We start from the raw sequence: 20,621 nt of genomic DNA, 5'->3' as shown, positions 1-20,621 counted from the left end.
CCTTGTCTCCGACCGTGGCATAAGCGTCTCGCCCATGCATGTGGGAAAGACAAGCGTTCTGATTCTTGGCCTCCCACTCCGACCAAGTCCTCTGCCAAGAAAATGGGTTACCGGCCCCAATGCGAGCATGGGCGAGATGCCCATGCCACGGTCATTGCGGATAGCAGCGCGCCTGCGACCCCCTTCACCCGTGCCGCGTGATCGCGACCACGCACGGCCGCGGGACGTCACCCGGCACGAGCGAGGGGAAGTTGCTGCCGATCGGGATCTGCCTTCGCTGGGTGAACTCGGTCGAACCGTCGCGGGTGACGAGGCGCATCTCGCGGACCTCGTCGGGGTACTGTCCGCGCACCCCGTTCAGCTCCCCGGGGTGCTGGATCGACAGCAGCAGCGTGCGACCGTCGGCGGTGAAAGTGGGGCCGGTCATCTCGCTGTCCATCGGGCCGATCGCGAAGCAGTGCGGCACGCCGGCGCTGGCGCCGCTGGTGGGAATCATGAACAGCGCGTTATTCCCGAAGACACCGACGAAGCCTTTCTCGCCGGGCCGAGTCTTGTCCTGCCGGGTGACCGGGTTGTTGTGCAACGGCGTGGTGATGTCGGTGACGACCCACAGGTTGCCGGCAGGGTCGAACGTGAGATTGTCGGCGCACGCGAACGACTGCCCGTGGTCGGCCATCTCGCCAGACTCGACGAACCGGCCCCACGTGAACGTGAGCGCAGCGGGGTCGTTGTCGTCCTCCATCAGTCGGTAGATCGCGCCGTACTGGCGCGAGTTCTCGCCGCGCGAGTCGGGGAAGATGCGCACGTCCGGCGAGCCCTCGCCGGACCCGGTGGAGTCGGTGAACGCGATGTAGACCGATCGGTCGACCGGGTGCACCTCCACGTCCTCCGGCCTTGAGCACGGCGTGCCACCGGCGACGTTGGCCATCGCGTAGGCATCCATACAGATGACGGCGGCGGCGTGGGCGATGCGATCATCGATCGTCTCGACACCGGCGGGTGGCTCGACGAGCGACATGAGCTGCGTCGCATCGCCACCGGCGAATTGGGCGATCGAACGCATCCAGTCATCCACCGACTGGCGCGACGCATCGTCGGCCGCAGCCGTCACTTCCACATGACCGCCCTGCGGGCGCGCCGGAAGCCACATGCGGCCGCCGCTGCAATGCTGCGGCTCGGGACGGTGGATGTGCGTCAGCGGTTGCAGCGGAACCCATCGGCCGACATAGCGGTCGCCGTCGTGTTCGAACCGTGCGACGTACAGCGTGCCCTTCTCCAGCAGCTGCGAGTTGTGCGGGTCGGCCGGGTTGGTGACGACATCATCGGAGACGAACTTCCACACGTGTCCGCCGCGGCGGTCGTCACCCATGTACGCGACGAGGGGATGGCCCGTCTCGCAGCGCAGCGCGACGTTCTCGTGCCGGAAGCGCCCCAGGGCGGTGTGCTTCTTCAGCGTGCGCTGGACCGGATCGATCTCGACGACCCACCCGTACTGCCGCCCATCAAGCGGCGGTTGCAGCCCCGTGCCGAGGCCCGAAAATTCGAATGGCAGCACCGACCGTTCGGATCGATCGTCGGTCGCGTTGAAACGCAGCGTCTGACCGACCAACGGTTGGCCGGCTGGCGTGATGAACTCGGGCGACTGGTCCTGGAAGTTCTCCTCGCAGGTAAGGAACGTGCCCCAGGGTGTGGTGGCGCCCGAGCAGTTGCCGTATGTGCCGCGTGGCTGCCCCAACATCGCCGCGGCGGGGCCAGTGAAGGACATGTCGCTGGCGTTGGCGTTGTGCGCGCTAGCGCCGGCAAACCGGAAATGGTCGGCCGAGTCGGCGACTACGTTGAAGCTGCCCCCGGCAGTGCGGCGCACGCGCAACACGCTGACGCCCAAGTCGCTCATCGCCGATTCGCAGATCTGCCGTGCGCCGGCGAGCAGCGTTGGGTTCATGTTCTTCGTTAGGCGTGGATCGATCAGTTCCAAGTCGCAGCCAGCCAAACGCGCGCCGCCGATCCTGCCTTGGGCATCCACCGGTGACGGCTGACCGAACACGCGCTCGTACCCCGCCAACCATGGCCGGGCGGAGATATACTCGTGGTTCACGAGCAGCCAAAATTCGTCGGCCGTGCCCGCAATGGGGACAAGCCCTGTGTAGTCGGCGGCGTGTCCGAAGCGAACCTGGTGCGTTACCGGGCCGAACGTGTCGCCCCACGCCGCGATGACGTCGTAGCGATACCCGGCCGGCAGGACAATGTCGTCACGAACGGCGTACTCTGCCAATCTCACGGCATCGGTCGCGGCGCTGCCGCCGTCACTGGCAATGGGGATAGGGTAAGACACCGGCTGCCACGCGGGTGAACCGTCGGCGTTCAACCATGGCAGCGCCCTCGTGCCGGTCGATCGCGGCGCCGCGGTGGCGACGGCGTCGCTCGCCGCGCGGGCCAGCGGCCCCAACACGTGCCCCGCCAGCGCGCCGGCCGTGCCCGCGCCAACGTATCGAAGGAATGACCTGCGGCTGACCGCGCTGGGCGCGGGCATCGATGACATCACATTGCCGTCCATAGCTGCTCTCGCTCGTTGTGAAATTCAACGGCGATCGTCGCTAAGGTATGTGAAGTGCCGATGAAGACCGTGTTAGCGCCGCTTGCAGATACGACGTTGCGCTGGAGCCCCGCAGGTTCGTCGGGCGAACACGCGTGGGATCATCGGACGGTCATGTCGTTGTCGCGCACGGTCTCGTTGGCCGACTCCACCGTCACCACGGGCGGATACGTTCCCTCCGCCGGGGGCTGAACCGTGTTGGACAACCAGTAGGCTCGGTCGCCTTCGCTGTCGAGCGTGCCGGTGTTGCGCTCGATTTTCAGCCCATCGGTCGAGCTGACGAAGATCGCCGGCGTGGTGCAGTCATCGATGCCGTTGCCGGTGATGGTGATGCCGCTGTGCGCACCGGCCGGCGCGATCGCACCCGACCCGCCGCGGGCGATCACGTTGATGGCGGGGCTGCCGACGTTGCGGATCGTGTTGTCGATAATGCGGACGTTGTTCGAGCTGCCCGACTCCATCCACCAGTATTCAGGCGACACCAACACGGCGTTCATCTTGCTGCCGACGATCGTGTTCCCCTCGACCACGCCATCGCTTCCCTTGATCAAAATGGCGCGCGAGCGGTTGTGCCCGAACGTATTGCCCTTCACCACAAACCCGCGCCCAACGTGGTTCAGCGAACAGATGACCGACCCCATCGGCAGGCCGATCTCGCGGTCGAGCGTAATGCGGTACGCGGACTCGCCCTTCACTTCTTTCGTGTGCTTGTCCATGCGCTGCGCGAGCAGGAACGCGCGTTCGTCGGGCATGATCGACCCATCCGGCTCGATGCGCTTGGCGATCGCATCGGGCAGCCGGCGGCCATCGTAGGAGACGATCTCGATCGGGTCGCCCGTCGCGATGTTCATCGTGCCCATCGCCAGCACGCGCAGCTCGTTCCCCTTGGCCTGCATCACCATGTGGTAGTTGCCGCAGATGTTCACCGCATCGTCACCCATGTGCTGGGCGAGGCACTCGATGATCTTCGGCCCGCGCACGGCGAACTTGCTGTGGAACGCGTCGGCGTTTCCCGAGCGAAGGCGCGCGTCGCCCCGCTGCGCCAGGTCGATTTCGGCCGGTCGGCGATCGAGCTTGCAATGGAGGTAGGTGGTGTTGTCGCAGTAGGTCTCGAAGTACGCGAACGTGTGTGCGGCGTAGATCGTGATGCTGTCGAGCTTCAGGTCGACGCAGCGGTTGCTCATGATCGTGTGCGGTATGCTGCCGTTGGGCGCGTGCTGGGTCGTCATCACCACGAGGTCGCCAACCTGTGCCGGATCGGGCTGCGTATCGCTCTCGCTCCGCACCGCGCGCAGCGATCGTTCGCCGTTGGGTTCGAACGTCATGCCAAAGTAGTCGCGGCCGCGCAGCTCGCGCATTTGCGAACTGAAGACCTGGTAGTTCCGCTGCGCCTGGTCGGCCGGTGGGTAGCCATCGAACAATTCGATCTCGTGCACGCGCTGGTCGGCGGACATCGCGACGATGCGCCCCTGCGTGAAGATCAGCGGGTCGTAGTCGATCGTGAGGCCGCGCAGCGTTAGGTTGCTGCAGTTGTCGATCGTGATCGCGCGCGTCGATTCGGTGCAGATCAGCTCGACGCCGGTCGCATCGATCTCGATGTCGGTCAGGTTCTTCAGCACCAGGTGCGTGCGGTCGCGCGGCGTCACGCGGTATTGCCCAGGAGGCACGGTGATCGACTTGTCCCCCGCCGCCACGCGATCGTCGATGAACTGCTGCAGGTCCGGGTTCGGCCGCGTCAGCGCGTCCCCGGCCTGCGCCATGACCATCGGGGACAGTACCAGCATCGTCGTCATGAACGCGCCCCACGTCCGACGGTTCATCACGGGCAGCGCGTCGTAACAGCCGTTGTACATCATGTGCTCCGCTTGTGGGTCGTTCACGCCACCGGCTCCGGTTCGCGTGTTATCTCGGTCCTGCTCTGGAGCGTGACGTTGTCCTCGATCGTCACGTTGCGGCAGTCCTTCAATTGGAACGGTTCGTCCGACACGTCGGATGGCTTCGCGTAAGCGGTCGACGGGATGATCGTGTTGCCGCGAATGGTGATGCCGTCCACGCCCCATCCGGTCACCAGTCGCGGGTCGAACGCGATGAACCGGTTGTCCTCGATCGTCACGTTGCGGTGGTACGGGCGGTCATTGCGGTGCTCGGGCTTCACCTCAGGGTGAAACTCGATCGCGCCGGTGCCCCACACGCCGTAGTTGCAGTTGTCGAACTCGTTGTTGCGGATCGTCACGTCGCGGACCGCGCCCGACTCGAACCAGTAGTTGGCGTCGCCGGTGATCAGCACCGCCGGCCCGGGCGTGTGGAAGTAGTTGTCCTCGATCAGCACGCGGCCCGGCGTGGTCACCAGGAAGCCGCGCGCCCGGTTGCCGCGGCTCACGCAACGGCGGATGGTGACGTCAGGCGTCCAGGTGAGGTTGCCGACGGCGTCGCTCATGCGTACGTCGGGCGGCAACGCGCCATCGAACGTCACCACGACGTATTCCTTGTTGATGCGATCCACGTTCGTCACGATTGCCTCGTGGTAGGTCAGCAGCGTCGTGTTGCGCACCAGTTCCATACGGTCGCCGATGCGGGCGATGTTGAAGCCCAGCTGCTGGCCGTGGTTCAGCTTCACCTCGACCGCGTCGCGCGCAACGCGCCGGGTGATGGTCGCGTAGACGCCGTGGATGTTCAGCGGGTCGTCCATCTGGTTTTCGAAGATGCAGTCTTCGATTTCGATCAGCCCGCGACAGCCAACGAAGTGCGTGGCGTCGGCATATGTCGAGATCATCCGGCCGCCCGAGGGCGTGACGCGCACGCGGTTCAGTCGCACGCCATCGCACCCCTGCGCCAGTACGCCCATGCCACCGGCCTGGTGGATCGTGACGTTCTCGATCGACACGTTCGTGCAGTCGCTCAGCACGATGCCCGGGTAGTGCCGGCCGAAGCCGGTCAGCACCAGCACGTTGCCCACCTGTGGCCGGCGCGGGCCGCGGAACGGGGCGGTGAAGCGCAGCTGGCGCGGGCCGATCTCGGTCACGCGCAGTTGCTGACCGATGCGGTAGTGGTCGACCACCTTGTACGCCGTCTCCCGCCGCGCCGCGTCGAACTCGAGAATGTTGTCGACTTCCCACGACGCGCGGCCCCGCATGCTTAAGCGCAGCCGGCCATACACGATCTCGAACGGGAAGCCCTCCGGTATCTCCACGTCCACGCCATCGTCATGGCTGGCCAGAACGATCGCTTCACAGTGGAACGGCGAGGCCGCGTCCAAAGTGAAGTTCTTCAGCGTCACGTTGCGGCAACGCTCGATCAGCACCGGCATCACGGTGCCGTGCGTACAGAAGTTGGAACCGTTGCCGTCGATCGTCACGCCATCACGGTCGGCGACGTGGATCGCGATGCGCTTCAGCCCCTCGTCATTGTTGGCGATGAAGCAAAACTGCTCGGCCGCCCGTTCGTACTGAAACGCGTGCGTGCCTTGCTCGAACGTTAGGTCCAGCGGCGCGCCGGCGGGGGTTGCGGCGATCGCCTTGCGGATGCGCGTGACCGCGTCTTTGGTGTCGTCGTGCTTAATGATGATCGGGTAACGCTGCTGCATAGGTTGCCTGTCGAAGATGCGGATCGAGCGCGGTCAGGAGCTTCCTGTTATGAAGCGGTTTGAACAGGTCCGCTGGTTCAGCGGTACGGACCCTTCCCGCTGATCGCGTGACGCGATGACGGGAACCCTTCGGCGTAGCCGGCGTCGTACATGTTGCCCGGCTGCATGAACTCGACGTGGCCGTCCCAGAACAACACGTTGGCGCCCTCCACAAGGTCAACCAATCGCGAGCCCTGCCGGAAGCCCGTCGAATCCGACGGATTGTTTGCTGGCGTCGGGCCTGGCACACCGCCGGTCACGCTGGGGCTGATCGTCGACGAGCCGGCGGCCCCGCCGCGCTTCATGTGGTTGGCCTGCGCCCAGGTGATCGGATCGTTCACGTTGTTGATCGTGCCCTGTCCGGCGCCGACGAAGTTCGCGTACATCACGTCCTGCATCAGCGGCGCCTCGGTCGCGTTCTTCACGTTCACTTTGAACGGCATGTTGATCGGCACCGAGACGCCATTGCTGAGGAAGCGCCGGCGACCCAGGTTGTAGGCGCCAAAGTCGGGCGTGGAGAACGAGGTATCGGTCAGGATGGGCGAACCCCAGAACATCATGTAGTTGCCGTACAACCGGCGGTACCACGAGCCGTTGCTGGCCGTTGAAGCCTGCTGGTTGTTCGCCGCGTCGTCGATCGGTGCCGCTCCGACGGCGGGGCAACTCCAGACGGCAAAGCTCTTGAAGTAGCTGCTGAGCGAACCGCCCGGCCTGTGCGGGAACGCCGCTGTCGCCAGCGATTGCGGTGGCGTGAACAACGCGACCGGCCAGGGCCCGGCGGGCCATGGCGCATTGGAATCGATGTAGATCGTCGACGAGTTGAAGTACTGCTTATCGCGGTACGGCAGGTTGCCCTTGTTGTCGGCGGCGTACAGGAACAGGGCCTGTCCGGCGGATCGAAGGTTGCTGGCGCAGTTCAACTTGATCGCCTGCTGGCGCACCTTGTTCAACGCCGGCAGCAGCATGCTGATCAGCAGCGCGATGATGCCGATGACGACGAGCAGTTCCACAAGGGTAAATCCGCGGGTGATTCCGGCTCGTGTTCGTAACTTCATGTTTTGTCTCCTGTCGGAAGAACTGCGATGCCGCGGTCGTGGGACGAATTGGGGCCTCGTCTGACCGTCTCGCCCAGGCATCTCGCCGATCTCGCTTCCGCCGAAGCCAGGCCGGTCACAACTGATGCATAAACAGTACGCTGCAAACGGGATCGTGCCACTACGATTTAGCTGCAAGTTTATCCGGGAAAGCGCAATCGCCTGCTGGTAGTTGATCGGTTGCGGTGTTACGTTATGTAACGCAAGTGACGCTTGATGCCGTCGCTGTTCCTATGCCCCAGACACCGCGCATCGCCGTTCTGATGGAGACCAGCCGCTCGTTCGGCCGCGGGGTGATTCGCGGGCTGGTGAAATACACGCGCCTGCACGACCCATGGCTGTTCTACATCAAGCACGGCGACATCTCTCCGTCGCTGCCACCGGAGGACGTGTGGACGGGTCACGGTGTGATCGGGCGCGTCAGCTCGCGCCACATGGCCGACGAGATCGCGCGCCGCAAACTGCATCTGGTCTGCATGGGTGGCCCGGCGACCGTTCAACCGCGACTCGTTGGTACAGGAAGTCTATCGGTCTGTCGGACCGCGTTCGACCATCTGCGCGAGCGCGGGTTTACCCGCTTCGCGTGCGCCGGCGGGCACGGGCAGTGGAACACCGATCGGATCGCCGATTTCGGCGAGCTCGCCGCGCAGGCGAATGCGCCGTGCGCCACGTTCCAGCAGGTCCGCCGAACGAGTGACGACCAGCGGGCCGACGAGCTGCAGCGCCTCGCGCAGTGGCTGCGGGAACTCGAAAAGCCGGTTGGCCTGCTGGCGACCGAAGACACGTTCGGCCGGTTTCTGTTGGACGCGTGCCACCACGCCGGCATTCACGTGCCCGAAGAGATCGCCGTCGTCGGTGTCGATAACGATGAGTTGGTCTGTGAGATGGCTAACCCACCGCTGTCGAGCGTGGCGCTGAACGCCGAGCGCATCGGTTTCGAGGCGGCAAAGTTGATGGACCAGATGATCCACGGCAAGCGGCCGCGCAAGTGGATCGAGGTCGAGCCGCTCGGCGTGGTCACACGGCAATCGACGGACGTGCTGGCGATCGCCGATCCCGACGTCGCCAAGGCCGTGCGCTTCATCCGCGAGCGGGCCTGCGACGGCATTACCGCCGACGACGTGATGCGCCAGGCGGTCTGCTCCGAGCGCACGTTGCAGTTGAAGTTTCAGCGAACGCTCCAGCGAACGCCCTACCAGGAGGTTCGCCGAGTAAGGTTGGAGCGCGCCAAGCACCTGCTGCTGCTAAGCGACCTGAAACTGCACCGCATTGCCGAATCGTGCGGGCTATCAAACGCGCAGCATTTGTACGCGATGTTTCGCGAAGACGTCGGCATGACGCCTAACGAGTTCCGCCGGCGCAATCGTACGGCCGAACCGTGATCGAAAGGCGAAGGTGCTTGCGATTCGTCGCGTTTAGCTGTGTCCCACAATTTGGCAACTGGTGAGTTCGCCTCACGCAGCCCTATAGTAAACGGTATGGCCACCGGCGATTTGCCCCACGCGTCCGCGCGACCCACCGCCGGCGCAGCGTCGTTGATGCAGCGGGCGATGCAGCATTGGCACCGGCTCGGCCGAATGGGCCCGATCGCCATCGCGGCCGCTGTGCTGCCGGGCGTGGGCGCGTTGGCGCTCTATGGACGATTAAGCACGGCCGCGCCTTGGCTGCGCGAGCATCCTGCCATCGGCCCGTTCATCTGCGCGATCACGTTCGGTCTGGTGGGTGGCGTGGCACTGGCGCCCAGTTATGCGCTATCGGCACTGTGCGGCTGGTCGTTCGGGTTCAAAGTCGGCCTCATCGCCACGCTGGGCGGTTTCCTGCTGGCCGCGATGGTGGGATACCTGCTTGGCGGCGCGATCGACGGTGGCCGGCTGACCAACATGCTGAGCGCAATGCCTCGCGCGCAGGCGGTGCGAACCGCGCTCACCACAGGTCACATCGGCAAGGTCGTGCTGGTCGTCGCGCTGCTGCGCGTCGCGCCGGTGGCGCCGTTCTCCCTGAGCAACCTCGCGATGGCCGCGGCGCAAGTGCCGATGGTCCCGTACGCCTTGGGCACGTTGATCGGCATGTCCCCGCGCACTGCGGTCGTCGTGTACGCCGTATCGCGCCTGAGCGACGTCGACGCGCCGCTGGAACAGGAACCGTGGCTGCTGGTCAGCGGCGCCATCGTGACGATCATCGTCGTCTGGGCGATCGGGTGGATCGGCAAGAAGGGGCTGGCGCAGGTAACGGCGCAAAGTTAGCGACGCACGACAGACAACGGTTGGCCTGTTACTGTCTCGCATATCGACTTTCCTCAAGGCAACGGACACGGAGGCGGCTGGTGGCAGATCAAATCAAGCTGGCGATTATCGGTTGTGGCGGCATGTCCCACGCGCATGGTGATTGGCTGAAGGATGTTCCCGAGGCCGACGTCGTTGCGCTCTGCGACATCAACAAAGACAACATGGAGCGCCTCTGGAAGGCCAAGTTCGGCGGCCGCGAGGAGATCCGCCGGTACGATTCGATTGAGAAGCTGCTCAAGAGCCCACCGAAGGGCTTGGATGCGGTCATCATTATCACGCCACACGCGCTGCACTTCCCGCAGGCGATGGCGGCGCTGGACGCGGGGTACCACGTGCTGGTTGAGAAGCCGATGGTCACCAGCAGCGCCCACGCCAAGAAGCTGGCCGAGAAGGTGCGCCAGACCGGCCTGCTGTTGCAGGTGAGCTTCCAGGCCAGCTACTCGGCCGAGTTTGCGTACATCCGCAATGCGATCGCGACCAATGCGATCGGTGAACTGCAAACCGTGACCGCATGGAGCCACCAAGGCTGGCGGCCGAAGACGGTCGATCCGAAGAACCCACGCTGGCGGCACGACCCCAAGGTCTCAGGTGGCGGGCAGATGTACGACACCGGCGCGCACCTGTTCAACGCGATCGCATGGTGCCTGGATCGACCGGTTGAGGAAGTTTATTGCGTGCTCGACAACAAGGGCATGAAGGTGGACATCAACGCCGTCATGACGATTCGCTGGCAAGGCAACGTGCTGGGCACCGCAACCATCAGCGGCAACAACCCAGGCTGGGACGAAGGCATCATCATCGCCGGTGACAAGGGCCGCCTGCACACCGGCATCCACGGCGGCAAACTCGAGCACTACGACGAGAAGGGCCGCAAGATCAAGTATCCGCTTGTTAACTACCCGCATTACTCGCCGGACAAGAACTTCGTCTACTGCTTGCTGGGCCGCGAGAAGCCGATGTGCCCGGTGCGCTACGGCATCCTGCACTCGTGGCTGATGGACGGGCTTTACAAGAGTGCCAAGGCCAAGGCACCGGTGAAGTTAAGCGCGCCACCCCTGCCCGTTGAGACGACGCCGACCTCAGGCGGGAAGCGCTCGTCAACTGCATCCCTTCAATCAATGATCAGCGCCGAGAACGCCGTCAACCCGTGCTAAGCGCGGGCCTGACGACGCACATACTAAGGTACCTCACCGGACTGGCCGCTTTAGCGGCCAGTTCTTCTTTTGGTCTACCGGTCTCGCGATCCGTGGATCCCGTTGAGTTCGGTATAATCTCTGTTCACTGACCATTCTGGGTGAACCGTTCATCGCGCTTGCTTGCGTCTGCATCGCGCAACTGTTGACAGCCTGCGTGCCAACCAAACTATGCTGGACATGCTGCGATGCCGTCTTGCGTTTATTCGATGCTTCGTCCTACTCCTGTTTAGCACTGCCACCATAGCGTTGGCCCAAGATGCCGCGCCGGCTCCCACCACCGTGCCGGCGCCCGCGACCGTGCCCGCCGCCACGACGGCGCCGGCTGAGCCGGAACCGACGATCGATTTCGTCGAGTACGCCGAATCCACCTCCAGCGCCGTGCGAAACATCGAAGCGGACCTGAACACCAACGAGACAACGCGGCTGATCGAGGACGCGCTGCCCTCGTTGAACACCGAGATCACCGCGCGCTCGAGCGAGACGACGAAGCTGCTGTCGCCCAGCCCGTCGCTGGAGACGTTGCGTACGTTGGAACGCGACTGGGCCGAATTCCGCCGGCAGATGGCCGAGACCTCGCGGCAACTGTCCACCCGCGCAGGCGACTTGCGGCGCATCGGCGGGCAGCTGACGGAGATGCAGGACCGGTCGCGGCAGGTGATCGAGGTCGCACAACGCGTCGAGGCCGAGCCGGAACTGCTGCGGCGGGTTGAGTCGCTCGGGGCCGACATCGATCGCCTGCGCAGGCGTCTCGACACGCGCCTCGATCACGTGCAGCAACTGCAGGGCCGAGTGACGGTGCTGGACGTGCGCGCCTCCGACACGCTGACGGCCGTGCGCGATGCGCGCGAGTCGGCCGTCACGCGACTTCTGGACCGCGACAGCCCCCCGCTCTGGCGCAGCCTGCAGGGCCAGCGCGCCCAGCAGAACCTGGCCGAGGACGGGCGCAACACGTTCGAGAACCAGTGGTTCAGCACACGTGCTTACGTGCTGCGCCGGCTGGACCGCATCGTGCTGCACCTGGTGCTCATCATCCTGATCGCGTCGAGCGTCGTGTGGGTGCGCAAGCGCTACGTCGGCAAACTGGGTGACGACCCAGCCGTGCAGCGCAGCCTGGCAATCTTCGCGATGCCGATCTCGACGGCCCTGGTGACCACGCTGCCGCTCATCCCGTGGCTCTACCCGCAGGGGCCCCGCCTGTTTCTCGCAATGTTGTTCGGCGCGCTGCTGATCCCGGCAATCGTGGTGCTGCGGCAGTTGGTGATGCGCCCGCTGCTGCCGCTCTTGTACGCAATGGTCGGGTTTTACATCGTCGACCTTGCCGTCTCGGTGACGGCGTCGCTGGCGACGCTGTCGCGCACGATCTTCTTCTGCGAGATGGTCGGCGGCATGATCTTCCTGGCGCTGTTCATCCGCCGGGCGCCCAGGTCGAAGGGCTTTCCGCAGATCGACCGAACGCTGCGCTGGCGCATCGTCAACCGCGCGGTGCGCATCGCGCTGCCGGTCATGTTGATCTCGGCGCTGGCGAATCTGATGGGGTACGTCAGCCTGAGCAACCTCCTGGGCCGGGCGGTGCTATCCAGCGCGTACATCGCGATCATCCTGGACGCCGCGCTGCGCGTCACCGATGCGCTGCTGCTGGCGATCATGCAGATGCGCCCGGTGGCGGCCATTCGCATGGTGCGCCGGCACGGGCCGGTGCTGCGGCAGCGCATCGTGGGGCTGCTGTCGATCGGGGCGGCGATCTGGTGGTTCCTGTTGACGCTGGACGCGTTGGCGCTGCGCGAGGCATTCGTGCGGCGCGTGTCGGCGATCCTTAGTGCCGAATGGGGCGTGGGCGCCGTGCAGCTCACGCTCGGTGGCATCCTCGCGTTCATCGCTGCGGTGGCGGCGGCGTTCGTACTGTCGCGGCTGGCGAGGTTCCTGCTTGAGGAAGACGTCTACCCGCGCGTGCAGCTGGCGCGCGGCGTGCCCAACGCGATCTCGACGCTGCTGCATTACGTCATCCTGTTCCTCGGCTTCCTGATCGCCGTCGCCGCGCTCGGATACGACATGACGAAGTTCACGATCCTCGCCGGTGCGTTCGGCGTGGGCCTGGGCTTTGGCATGCAGAACATCGTCAACAATTTCGTGTCGGGCCTCATCCTGCTGTTCGAGCGCCCGATCCAGGTCGGCGACGTGATCGAACTAGACCCGGCGACCGTGGGCATCGTGGAGCGGATCGGCATCCGCGCCAGCGTCATCCGATTGCAGACCAGCGCCGAGGTGATCGTGCCCAACGGCCTGCTGATCGCCGGCCGCGTGACCAACTGGACGCTGTCGAACCGCCAGCGTGGTTTCAACATCGACGTGACGATTCCCGCGGGGGTCGAGCCGGAGAAGGTCTTGTCCGTGTTGAAGGAGACGGCCAGGCAACACCCGCGCGTCTCCTCGTTGCCGGCGCCGCAGGCCTCGGTCGAGATGGCGGGTGGCGGAGCGCTGAAGGTCGTGCTGAGCGTCTGGACCGATCGCTACGACGAATGGCTGGAGACGCGGAGCGAACTGGTCATGGCGCTGCATGCCGCCCTGCTTGAGGCGGGCATCCAGCGCGCGTAGCGGCGGCCTTCAATCATCTCATTCACATAGCGTGATGCGACGACGCCACGGCCGCCTAGAGCGGGGCGCGTGGTCACTACATCACCTGCACCGGCGCGGGTGCAACAGACAACATTGCACCCGCTTGCGAAGGTCGATCAGCTCCGCGTGATCGTCGACAGCAGCTTGAAGAATCCCTTCTTGCGTTCCGAGTTCGTTGACCAATCGGTCGGCACCGATTGGTACCCCTCTACCCACGCTTCACCAGCGAAGCGGTAGTCGAAGTAGCCCCACGAGCAATACTCGCCGATGGCGACCAGGAAGTTGTTGTCGGGATTGCCGAAGTCGAAGTGGTCATCCTCATTGCAGACGATCGGCTGCCCGCGGTAGGCCGGGTGGGCGCGCGTGCCGCGGATCTGCTGGCGGAAGGCGTCGGGATTCTTGGTGCCGTTGCCGTGGATCAACAGATAGTCGGCCGCGCCGACGACGTCGTCGCTCGGGATGGCTTGGCCGAGGAAGCTGGTCGACGCCAGCAACCGCCCCGCTGGCGTCCGTAGCTTCCCGGCCGACCGCTGTTGCACGCGCTTGATGAGCTCGACCGCGCGCGGTGGCTTGATGATCGGCGGATAGTCCCAGTGATCGCACTCGTTGGCGATCTCGACCAGCACATGACCGTCGCCGCGCGCCAGCAGCCAATCGGTGGCGTTGTCGACCGCGCGCTCGATGGCCGCCTCGTCGATGAAGTGTCGCGTCTGCCCGAAGTAGAAGTAGCCGAGGATGACAGCCATTCCGAGTTCGTCGGCGGCATCGATCACGCGCGCGATGCGCGCCATGTACGGCGCCTTCAATTCGCCCGTCGGCGTAAAGGCGCTGTTGCGCCACGGTTGGTCCGTGCTGTACCCACGCGGCGAACCGCCTTGCAGGTTGATCGTGAAGCCGAGCATGCCCTGCGCGCGCCACTCGGGCAGCATCTTCAGAAACTGGTCGGTATTGCGATCGGGATCGAAGTCGGTGCCGTCCGGATAGCGCCACCAGGATTGCGTCTCGGGGTTCTCATCGTGATATGTGGCCTGCACGAGGCGCACGTTCAGCAGCAGCCCCTCGATCTTGTGGCCGTTGTAAGTTCGACCGGCGTAGGTGGGCTGGCCGTTGATGTGGATCGCGTCACCCGCGAACGACACGATGGTTCGGTTGGTCATGCAGATCATGATAGATTCCAGCCGACCGCGAACAAGGCGAAGGCCGGAAACCGTTGCGTTCTCAGCCGTGCGACGCGATGGTAGCAGCATCTCCCATGGCCGACGTCCTCCTCAACATCATCGCGCCCATCGTGCTGCTGGCGGCGCTGGGCGCGCTGATGCGGGTGAAGTTCGCGATCGACCTCGCAACGCTATCAAAGCTCAACATCTACCTGTTCATCCCCGCGTTCGTCTTTTACGCGGTGGCGACGAGCCAGCTCGCCGGCCCGCAGATGCTGGGCGTGGTCGTCATCTGCACGCTGCAGGTGCTGACGCTCTGGGCGATCATGGAATTGATTGGCCGCTGGTTGCGCGTGCGGCGGGATGTGCTGAGCGTGGTGACGCTGTCGGTCGTCTTCTACAACTGCGGTAATTACGGGTTACCCTTGGCGATGCTGGCCTTCCCCGGGCAGGACGCCGCGGCGGTTCAGGCGTTTGTGATCCTCGCGATCAACCTGCTGATCTTTACGCTGGGCATGGTCATCGCGTCATCGGCGCGGCAGGGCAGCTTGGGCCCGAGCGTCGTCGCGGCGCTGCGGTTGCCGATCATTCCTGCGCTGGTCGCAGCGTTGGCGGCGCGATGGTGGACCGGTGGCGACGCTGCGCTGTTGCCGACGGTGATCCGCGAGCCGGCCCGCTACTTGGCCGCCGGTCTGGTGCCGATCGCGCTGATCACGCTCGGCGCGCAGCTGGCGAGTAACCCGCGATGGCCGCGGTGGAAACCGGTGTCGCTCGTGCTGGTGTTGCGGCTGATCGCCGCGCCGATTCACACGGCCATCCTGTTGTGGGTGCTGCATCGAACCGGGTGGACACCGGTGCAGGTCACGCCCGACGTGGCGAGAATGCTGATCCTTACCACTGCTACCCCCGCTGCCGTCAACGTGCTGCTGCTGACGCTCGAACTGGGCGGCGACACCGACCTGGCCGCCCAGTGCGTGTTCTGGTCAACCGTGCTCTCGTGCTTCACGATCGCGGGTTGGCTGATGGTGATTCAGGCGTATTAGCAAATGCTTCGTCATCCCACGATCGCCACTCTCAAGGTAGACGAACGTGCGAAGTTAGCGCGCAGAACCGGAGCGGCGAACCCACGTTCGCCGCTCCGAGTTTGCGTCTGCGTTGTGAGGCGCGACGTTGTTATGGCTTCGGAATGGTGACCGATCCCGCGCTGGCCGTCTTATCGACGCCTAGCGCCGACGCGATGGACGAACCGCTGAAGTACTTGACGCCGCGCCAGTAGTACCACGGGATGTTGCTCGCGTTATCGAAGACGTTATGGCTGGCCGTGACGTTCAGCTTGCGGAACGAGTTGACGTCAAAGTTTGGATTCGCGTTGGCGATCATCGAGTTTTCGAACTTGTTGGATTCGATCTTCACATGCTTGATCGAGAACGGCCGGTTGGCGATGTTCCGCAATTCGAAGCGATCACCACCGCCGAAGTAATTACCCCGGATCGACATGTACGGGGTCTCGGCGATACCGAGGCCACCCGAGGACGTGTTGCCGTAGAAGCTGGCGTTCTGGACACGGCCGGGGCCGCTGTTCAACTCGATCAGCAGACCGCAACCCTCGTAGTCGTTGTTGATGCCACGGTTATCGTGGAAAAACCCACCGTCGATCACGAATTCCTTATTGTCGATGTCGAGCCAGAATCCGGGGCCCCGGTTGTTGTACGTGTTGTGGTTCAGCACGTACAGGCCGACCGTACGGGTCATCTTGCCACCTCCCGACTCCCACGTCGCGCGGAAGCCACGCGTGTTGTTGCCGTAGACCTCGTTGTCAACCAGCAGCGTGTTCGTCGCTTGGCCCGTCAGGCCCGTGTGCCCGTTGTTGGCCATCACGTTGTTCTGGATCAGGACGTTGTTGCCGTAGATGCCCAGCGGAACCGCGTTCATCAGTTCCAACTTCGAGTTCTTCACGACCCAACCATCGCTCGTCTTCACGACCGGCTGCTGCGGGAAGTTGGCGGCGTGGCGGAAGTTCAGGCCGTCGATCGTGATGTACTTGGCGTTCTGATAAGACTGGGACGTCATCAGCGTCTGGCGCTTCGATCCCATCACGGTCTTCTTGCGAGCGTCAGCGTTGTCGGGCAACCAGACGTACACCTTGTTGGCGTTCCAGTCGACGTAGAACTCGCCGGCGCTCAGGGACGACCGGCTCGTCACCTGCGTCAGCGCCTTATTGTTGTAGATGAACTGCTCAGCGTACCCGGTCTCCTTCACGCTGCCGTGGTAGCGGTAACCGTTCAGGAAGAAGTCCAGATCCCACTTGGTGCTGTAGACGTGGCTCGACCCCTCGCGGCTCCAGCCGCCCATGTGGTCGGCGCCGTCGATGAAGACCGTGCCTGGCTTCTGGGCCTTGAACGTGATCGGCGCCGTCGCGGTGCCGCTGTTCTTCAGCCCGACCGATTCGCGGTAGGTGCCGGGCAGGATGACGACGGTGTCGCCAGCCCCGGCGATGCTGGCAGCCTTGCCGATCGTCCGGAACGCGCTCGACGTGCTGCCGCCGCTGTTCTTATCGTTGCCGCTGGTGCTGACGTAGAACGTCTGGTCCCGCGTTGGGTTCTTGATCGTGACGGTGATCGAGCTGAGCTTCTGGGCACCGTCGTCGTCGGTGGCGCGGGCGGTCAGGGTGTACTTGCCGGTCGCGACGTTCGTCCAAGCGGCGCTGTAGGGCGCGTCGACGGTGCTGTCGATCATGCGGCCGTTGGCGAAGAACTCGACCTTCGCGATCTTCCCGTCCGAATCATGGGCGTTCACGCGTACGACGTAGTTGCCAGGGTGGGCCTGCTCGGCGTTGTTGGTCGGGTTGATGAACGACACGCTGGGGGCCGAGTTGCCGTTGGTCGGCGATTTGGCGGTCACGGTCGAACCGGTGCTGGGAGCCGGTGCAGGCGAAGGCGTCGGCGAAGGAGTCGGTTTGGAGGTGCTGCCACCACTGACGGCCGAGTTAACGACCTTGATCGCAATTTCCTTGGTCGGGCTGGACCGGCCGGTCGCGCCGTCCTTGCTGAACGCCTTAATCTTCACGAGGTTCCAACCAAGCTTCGGCCGCCAGGCCCAGTAGTCCGACGGCTGGGCGTCGCCGGCGATCGTGTACGGCGAGTCGTTCTCAATGCGAAGCTTGTCGTTGCTGCCCAAGCCAAACTTCACGCTGGTCGCGGCGCTGTTCACGTCGGCGCGAACGCTGATGCCACCCGGGTACTTGGCCACGTCGATCGTGGCGCCATGATCCAGCTTGCCCACGACCTGATCCTTGCCAGCATCAACCAGGACCACATTGGTGATCGCGGGGCTAGCGGACAGTAAGCGACGATCTTCGAGCTTCTCGATGGTCGGGTGAGCCGTTTTGCGATTGCGGGTGTGCATCATGTTGTTCAGTCTGCTTATTCGTCACGGCCGTTGCGGGCGCAGGATCACTGTTGATGGCCACGAGGCCACCGCCCGTGCGTGTCAGCCGCCTGACACGCATTTCAAGGGTCTGGTTGTAAAAAGGGACCGGGGGGACAGACGCCGTCATAGCTGACGGTGCGGAACAGAAACCCACTGTGGTCCGAACTTCAAACTTGGAGGGATCGCCAGCGATCTCCTCCGTAATCTAAGTTGCTGAACAGCTTGGTTCGAACAACTCATTTCGATGGACTAAGAAGTAAGCCATCTGCAAGAGTGCTACAAGCATTATGTCGTGACCAAATCACTTTTTTTCGCGCCCTTTCCATGCCAGACAAAACGGTACCTAGAAATCCGCTTGCATTTTCACATTAAGTGTATATCCATTCAAGGTTTACGATAAACGGAGACGGCTTCATCAGCTTTGTGATTTTCTATGCAAACCGCGTCAGACAGGCACGACATCGTGTCGGTGGTTCGATTCTGGCGATTATGCTCTTGACGACGTTGAACTAATCGTCCGTCGACCGGGCTCACTTCGCATCTTCTTATGTCAATTTGGAGTATATTTTCGTGTCGTTCTAGATATGTTGCAGAATGCCGCTGAAACACATTCATATCGCTCTCTTAGTCAAACATCCGGTCAGCACCCTATGCTTTGAGTAAGCTTCCTTACTCGCTACAACTGAACGCTGCGGAACACCCTATGGCCACCGTCACAACCGATTCGCCCGCGGCAATCTCTTCAGTAAACATCGTGGCGTTCCCAACGTTGGACGCCAACGATTTGGCGGCACTGAGGCCACTGGCGACGTTATGCGACTATGACGACGGGGCAATGATTTTCCGTGCCGGAGACGCCGACATCGACCTCTTCATTGTCGAGACCGGTGGTATCGAGATCCGCAACCCAGCTGACGATGATCGGCACATCGTCACGCATGGTCCGGGGCAGTTCGCTGGAGACATCGACCTGCTCACGCGCCGTCCCGTGATCGTCAATGCCTGCGCCGCCGGCGTCAGCCGGTTGCTGCGCGTGCCGGGCGCGCGCTTGCGCGAGGTGTTGAACCGTGTGCCGCAACTCGGCGAGAAGATGCTGATCGCGGCGCTAGAGCGGCGGCGGTTGCTGGCGCAGTCGGACGCGCTGGGGTTGCGCGTGGTGGGCCCGGGCGCTTGTCGCGACACGACGGTCGTGCGCGAGTTCCTGTTCAAGAACTTCGTGCCGCACCGCTGGTACGACACTACCTCCGACACTGGCCGCGCGCTGATGGCGCGATGGGGTTCACCGAAGAAATCGCCGGTCATCGAATGCAGCGACGGTCAGCTGTTGCTCAACCCCCCGCTGCGCGAACTGGCGCGCAGCGCCGGCATTTGGCGCGATTGCCCGATCGACGTCGTCGACCTGGCGATCATCGGTGGTGGGCCGGCCGGCATGACGGCGGCGGTGTACGCGGCGTCGGAAGGCGTCTCGACCGTCGTCCTCGATCGCCTCGGGCCCGGTGGGCAGGCGGCGGGATCATCGAAGATCGAAAACTTCATTGGATTCCCCAGCGGACTGTCGGGCGCGGAACTGGCGATGCGCGGCGTGCTACAGATGCTGAAGTTCGGCGCGCGAATGGTCGCGCCCATCAATGTCGAACGTCTCGTGCCCGCAACCGCGCCGGGGCTTACGCACGAGCTGCACCTCGATTGTGGCAGCACGCTGCGCGCCCGCACCGTGCTGCTGGCCGCCGGTGTGAACTGGCGACGCCTGGAGGCCCAAGGCGCGGCGCGCTTTGAGTCAGCCGGCATTCATTATGCCTGCACCAGCGTCGAGGCGCTGCTGTACGACACGCAGGACGTCGCCGTGGTCGGCGCCGGCAACAGCGCGGGACAGGCCGCGATGTTCCTGGCCGACTGCTGCCGCGATCGGCAGGTTCACCTGCTGGTGCGCAAGCGCCTGGGCCCCGGCATGTCGGACTACCTCGTCGGTCGCATTCGCACCGCGCCAAACATCACCGTGCACGAAGGTGTGCAGATCGACGCGGTCCACGGCGAGCGCCGGTTGGAGAGCGTCACGCTGCGCGGCTACCACACGACCGACGGCTCGCGGACGAACATCGAGACGCTCGACCCGCTACCCGTGGCCGCGGTCTTCGTCTTCATCGGCGCCGAGCCCGGCTGCGCGTGGCTGCCCGAGACGGTCGCGCGCGACAAGCTCGGCTACGTGCTGACCGGCATTGATGCGCTGCGCGCCGGCAAGTGGCCGTTGACCGATCGCGAGCCCTGCCCGCTGGAGACCACGTTGCCGGGCCTTCTGGCTGCCGGCGACATTCGCGCGGGATCTACCAAGCGCGTGGGGTTCGCTGTCGGTGATGGCTCGCTCGCGGTCACCTGTGTCCATAAGCTTATGGCGATGCGCGGTTAGTCTCGGCTCCTTTCCCACAAAGCACTTCGCAGCCTGAAGGCCGTATCATGGCCGGGGCTCCCCTTGGTCGTTGATCGTCCTCGTACCGACGACCGCGGTTCGTGTCCGTCTTAATGTCACGTAACGCGCGACCGGACCGATAACACAAATTCTGGAATGCCCCGTATTGCCGCGAGCCAAATTGGCCGATGGTGAGCGGACCAACGTGTCATGCGCCTTCGTTCGAGG

At 64.0% G+C, this 20,621-nt stretch carries 12 protein-coding genes; 6 read left to right on the top strand and 6 right to left on the bottom strand.

Annotated features, from left to right (window positions below):
- Positions 1-184 precede the first annotated feature (184 nt).
- The 4 genes from VGN72_19260 to VGN72_19245 all read right to left on the bottom strand — a co-directional run bounded on the left by VGN72_19260 (position 185) and on the right by VGN72_19245 (position 7,270).
- Entirely contained in the window at positions 185-2,539 is a 2,355-nt protein-coding gene (locus VGN72_19260) for an alkaline phosphatase PhoX (protein ID HEV7301511.1), read from the bottom strand.
- A 155-nt stretch (positions 2,540-2,694) separates the two neighbouring features.
- Positions 2,695-4,473 (bottom strand): right-handed parallel beta-helix repeat-containing protein, encoded by a 1,779-nt coding sequence (locus tag VGN72_19255; protein ID HEV7301510.1) that lies wholly within the window; start codon positions 4,471-4,473, stop codon positions 2,695-2,697.
- Positions 4,470-6,176, bottom strand: a complete 1,707-nt coding sequence (locus tag VGN72_19250; GenBank protein HEV7301509.1) for a right-handed parallel beta-helix repeat-containing protein — start codon at positions 6,174-6,176, stop codon at positions 4,470-4,472. The genes VGN72_19255 and VGN72_19250 overlap by 4 nt, the downstream gene beginning before the upstream one ends.
- A 77-nt stretch (positions 6,177-6,253) precedes the next feature.
- A complete protein-coding gene (locus VGN72_19245) occupies positions 6,254-7,270 on the bottom strand; it encodes a type II secretion system protein (GenBank protein ID HEV7301508.1) in 1,017 nt (338 codons plus the stop codon).
- 272 nt (positions 7,271-7,542) lie between these two features.
- On the opposite strand from VGN72_19245, the gene VGN72_19240 reads away from it, so the two are divergent.
- The 4 genes from VGN72_19240 (at position 7,543) to VGN72_19225 (ending at position 13,382) form a co-directional block, all read left to right on the top strand.
- Positions 7,543-8,691, top strand: a complete 1,149-nt coding sequence (locus VGN72_19240) for a DNA-binding transcriptional regulator (GenBank protein HEV7301507.1) — start codon at positions 7,543-7,545, stop codon at positions 8,689-8,691.
- A gap of 96 nt (positions 8,692-8,787) precedes the next feature.
- On the top strand, positions 8,788-9,552 hold the full coding sequence (locus VGN72_19235) for a VTT domain-containing protein (protein HEV7301506.1): 765 nt from the start codon (positions 8,788-8,790) through the stop codon (positions 9,550-9,552).
- Positions 9,553-9,632: 80 nt separating this feature from the next.
- Positions 9,633-10,748 (top strand): Gfo/Idh/MocA family oxidoreductase, encoded by a 1,116-nt coding sequence (locus VGN72_19230; protein ID HEV7301505.1) that lies wholly within the window; start codon positions 9,633-9,635, stop codon positions 10,746-10,748.
- A gap of 288 nt (positions 10,749-11,036) precedes the next feature.
- Positions 11,037-13,382, top strand: coding sequence for a mechanosensitive ion channel domain-containing protein (locus VGN72_19225; protein ID HEV7301504.1), 2,346 nt, complete (start codon positions 11,037-11,039; stop codon positions 13,380-13,382).
- A gap of 137 nt (positions 13,383-13,519) precedes the next feature.
- Here VGN72_19225 and VGN72_19220 read toward each other — a convergent pair whose 3' ends face one another.
- Positions 13,520-14,560, bottom strand: coding sequence for a hypothetical protein (locus VGN72_19220; protein ID HEV7301503.1), 1,041 nt, complete (start codon positions 14,558-14,560; stop codon positions 13,520-13,522).
- 95 nt (positions 14,561-14,655) lie between these two features.
- Between VGN72_19220 and VGN72_19215 the strand changes: the two genes are divergently transcribed.
- Positions 14,656-15,603: an AEC family transporter gene (locus VGN72_19215; GenBank protein HEV7301502.1), complete on the top strand. Its 948-nt coding sequence runs from the start codon at positions 14,656-14,658 to the stop codon at positions 15,601-15,603.
- A gap of 130 nt (positions 15,604-15,733) precedes the next feature.
- On the opposite strand, the gene VGN72_19210 is transcribed toward VGN72_19215, so the two are convergent.
- Positions 15,734-17,968 (bottom strand): Ig-like domain-containing protein, encoded by a 2,235-nt coding sequence (locus VGN72_19210; protein ID HEV7301501.1) that lies wholly within the window; start codon positions 17,966-17,968, stop codon positions 15,734-15,736.
- A gap of 724 nt (positions 17,969-18,692) precedes the next feature.
- On the opposite strand from VGN72_19210, the gene VGN72_19205 reads away from it, so the two are divergent.
- Complete coding sequence (locus VGN72_19205; GenBank protein HEV7301500.1) at positions 18,693-20,393, top strand: FAD-dependent oxidoreductase; 1,701 nt, start codon at positions 18,693-18,695, stop codon at positions 20,391-20,393.
- Positions 20,394-20,621: the final 228 nt, after the last annotated feature.

The sequence above is a fragment of the Tepidisphaeraceae bacterium genome (assembly GCA_035998445.1).
GTDB lineage: Bacteria > Planctomycetota > Phycisphaerae > Tepidisphaerales > Tepidisphaeraceae > DASYHQ01.
The sequence above is the reverse complement of the archived record's forward strand: the minus strand, read 5'-3'. Positions and strand labels throughout refer to the sequence as shown.